The following is a 3,080-nucleotide window of genomic DNA, read 5'->3' on the forward strand; positions in this document are numbered from 1 at the left end:
ACCTACAGGGGTACCGGCGGCAGCGACGCGTTGAGATTCAGGCTCGCCTGAATGTGTTCCAGCGCCGCGGTGAAGGGAGCGACAAGCTCGTCGGGCAGTGGCTCGAAGAACAATTTCTTCACTAACATCGCGTGACCGGGCGCGGCGTCGACCATGGCGTCCATGCCTTTCTTGGTCAACACCGCATCGGTCGCCCTGCCGTCTTCGGTGGACTGTAGGCGCTTGGTGAGGCCACGCTCGCTCAACCGCCGCAGGTGGTGGGAGAGCCGGCTGCGTTCCCAGCTGATCAAGGCAGCAAGATCGGTAACCTGCATCTTGTGTTCCGGCGCACTGCTCAACGCGTTGAGTACGTGATAGTCGGGCAACGAAAGATCGCTATCACGCTGCAACTGGCTGTTGATTTCGTAGTTCATCCGGAACTGGACACGCATGAAGGCAACCCACGCGCGGATTTGTGACGGAGACAGCCACGGACTGTCACCGGCTGGTGAGCGGCGAGGACGCGGCATTTCACGCTCTTTCTGCTGGACTGTTCATGTTTATTATCCGCGATCGTGTCTGGTAAAACCAGACAGCGCCTCACAGGCCGCTTAGCGTCGTACCGCTCGGAGGTACCAGAACGCCATTTCGACTTCGGTGCCGTCCAGTTCGCCGGGAAGGGTTGCAGGTTCCAGCGACGTGATGTCCCAGCCGGCGGCGCCGAGGACGTCGCGCAGCGTCTCTTCGGACACCGCAGGCCGCCAGTCCTCACCGGCCGGATTGGCGTCGGAGAAGCAGCTGAGCAACAGGGTGGCGCCCGGCCGGGTGGCCCGGTGCACCGCGACAACGTAACCACGTCTGCCGTCGTCATCGAGGCTGTGGAACAGGCCGCTGTCGATCACGGTGTCGAACGCGTCGGTGTAGCCGTCGAGCTTGGTGGAGTCGGCCACCGCGAACTTCACCTCAACACCCGCGTCCTTGGCCCGCTGCTGTGCCGTCATCAGAGCGGTGGGTGAGATGTCCAGCGCGGTCACGCTGTAATCCTTCTTGGCCAGATAGATGGCGTTGTCGCCGAGCCCGCAGCCGATGTCGAGCACATCGCCGTGGACCCAGCCGCGGGTTTGCCACTCGACGATGCTCTCACTGGGCGCCTTGTTATCCCACGGTGGTGTCGTCATCGCCGCGAAGCCTTCGGCCGGGCTTTCGCCACGGTAAAGCGCATCGAAATCAAAGTGCTGCGATCCAGAGGATCCTTGCGAGGAAGTCGAACCTGTCTTAGTCATGGCAACAACAGTAATAGCTTTACTTGATATATCAAGCAATATGAGGGGCGGAACAACTTCTCCTCGATAGTCTCACCGCGTGGTTAAACTACCTGACTATGAGCTTGAAGATCGGTTATGACGGTATCGACACCGCGATGGACTCGCTCGTCACACCGTTCGCTGTCAGCGAATTATAGGTGATACATCATGTATTTTTGCTACCGTGGGGCTCATGCCCAAAGCAATTCAGTTCGATTCGTACGGCGACGTGGACGTCCTCGAGGTCCGCGACGTGCCCCGGCCTGTTCCGCCAGCCGGTGAGGTTCTCGTTGAGGTCAGAGCGGCCGGCATCAACCCCAGTGAGGCGGTGATCCGAAGCGGTGCCCTGGCCGACCAGTTCCCCGCCACGTTTCCCTCGGGTCAAGGTAGCGACTTGGCGGGGGTGGTGGCCGAACTGGGCTCCGGCGTCGGCGATTTCGCCGTGGGCGATGAGGTGATCGGCTTTTCCATGCGCCGGTCCAGTCACGCCGAATATGTGACCGTACCGGCGATCCAGTTGACCGCCAAGCCATCCGGCGTTTCTTGGGAGGTGGCCGGCTCGCTGTTCGTCGCAGGCGCGTCTGCCTATGCCGCAGTGCGCGCGGTGCACCTCGAAGCGGGTGAGACGGTCGCGGTCGCGGGTGCCGCAGGCGGTGTCGGTTCGATCGCTGTTCAGCTCGCGCGACGCACCGGTGCCACTGTCTTAGGCATCGCCGGACCATCCAACGATGCCTGGCTCGCCGACCGCGGCGTGGTCCCGGTCAACTACGGTGACGACCTATCCGCCCGGCTGCGTGCCGCGGCACCGTCGGGACACATCGACGCCCTGCTGGATTTCTTCGGCGGCGGATATGTCGCCATGGCGGTCGAGGACCTCGAAGTGGCACCCGAGAAGGTCGACACCATTGCTGATTTCGCCGCCGTCGAGCGGTTTGGGGTCTTGTCTGCAGGTGGTGCGGACGCGGCGACGGCAGCAGTGGTCGCCGAGCTGGCCGACCTCGTGGCCCGAGGTGAATTGCAGGTGCCGATCGCCGGAGTGTTTGCGCTCGACGACGTGCGGGACGCCTTCCGGCAGGTCGAGCAGCGGCACACCCGCGGCAAGATTGTGCTGAAAATGGTTGACGGGCAATAGGTCCGGCTACGAGATATAAGTCAGTACGAGGAGAAGCAGATGAGCGACGGCAATGACTTCAACGCGCGAAACATCGCGGAATTCCGCGCCAATCATGGCCGTGTCGGCGGACCTTTCGAGGGCGCGCCGATGGTCATCGTGCACACTAAGGGCGCAAAGAGCGGTCAGCCGCGGACCAGCATCATGATGTATCTGGCCGACGGTGAACGGTTCCTTGTGTTTGCGTCGAACAATGGTCGCGACGATAACCCCGCCTGGTACTGGAACCTGAAGGCCAACCCCGACACCCGCATCGAGGTCGGCGACGACATCGTCGAAGTACATGCCTCTGAGCTGCGAGGCGCCGAGCGCGACAACAAGTACGCCGTTCAGGCCCAGCGGTATCCGGGATTCGCGGACTACGAACGCCAGACGTCGCGGACCATCCCAGTTGTCGCACTCACCCCTACGGGTGGGGCGAAGAAGCGCGACTGACGCCGGCGCCTCACAGGGCCATACTCAGCGCACCAACCAGGATCATGGCCGCGCCCGCGACCCTTCCGCTCACGTCACCGAAGGGGATCGTCTTCTCCAGCAAGACAAATATGGCGATCGCCGCGATCCATAAGAGGTTCATCACGCCGCCGACGAACAGCAATGCCATCAGTATCCAGCAGCAGCCCACG

The 3,080-nt window shown here is 62.4% G+C and carries 5 protein-coding genes; 2 read left to right on the forward strand and 3 right to left on the reverse strand.

Annotated elements, in window-relative coordinates:
* Positions 1-2: 2 nt before the first annotated feature.
* Both WAN02_RS09370 and WAN02_RS09375 read right to left on the reverse strand, forming a co-directional pair.
* Entirely contained in the window at positions 3-431 is a 429-nt protein-coding gene (locus WAN02_RS09370) for a MarR family winged helix-turn-helix transcriptional regulator (RefSeq protein WP_422263876.1), read from the reverse strand.
* Between the two features lie 159 nt (positions 432-590).
* Complete coding sequence (locus WAN02_RS09375) at positions 591-1,262, reverse strand: class I SAM-dependent methyltransferase (protein WP_422263877.1); 672 nt, start codon at positions 1,260-1,262, stop codon at positions 591-593.
* A gap of 214 nt (positions 1,263-1,476) precedes the next feature.
* Here WAN02_RS09375 and WAN02_RS09380 point away from each other — a divergent pair, with 214 nt between their 5' ends.
* Positions 1,477-2,415 carry an NADP-dependent oxidoreductase gene (locus tag WAN02_RS09380; RefSeq protein ID WP_422263878.1) on the forward strand — a complete coding sequence of 313 codons (939 nt, stop codon included), beginning with the start codon at positions 1,477-1,479 and terminating at the stop codon, positions 2,413-2,415.
* A 39-nt stretch (positions 2,416-2,454) separates the two neighbouring features.
* Complete coding sequence (locus tag WAN02_RS09385) at positions 2,455-2,889, forward strand: nitroreductase family deazaflavin-dependent oxidoreductase (RefSeq protein ID WP_422263879.1); 435 nt, start codon at positions 2,455-2,457, stop codon at positions 2,887-2,889.
* Between the two features lie 10 nt (positions 2,890-2,899).
* Here the strand turns inward: WAN02_RS09385 and WAN02_RS09390 are convergent.
* Positions 2,900-3,080: DUF2182 domain-containing protein (locus WAN02_RS09390; protein ID WP_422263880.1), on the reverse strand; the 181-nt coding region annotated here is incomplete at its 5' end.

Origin of the sequence: Mycobacterium sp., from assembly GCF_049281135.1 — a bacterium.
Taxonomy (GTDB): Bacteria; Actinomycetota; Actinomycetes; order Mycobacteriales; family Mycobacteriaceae; genus Mycobacterium.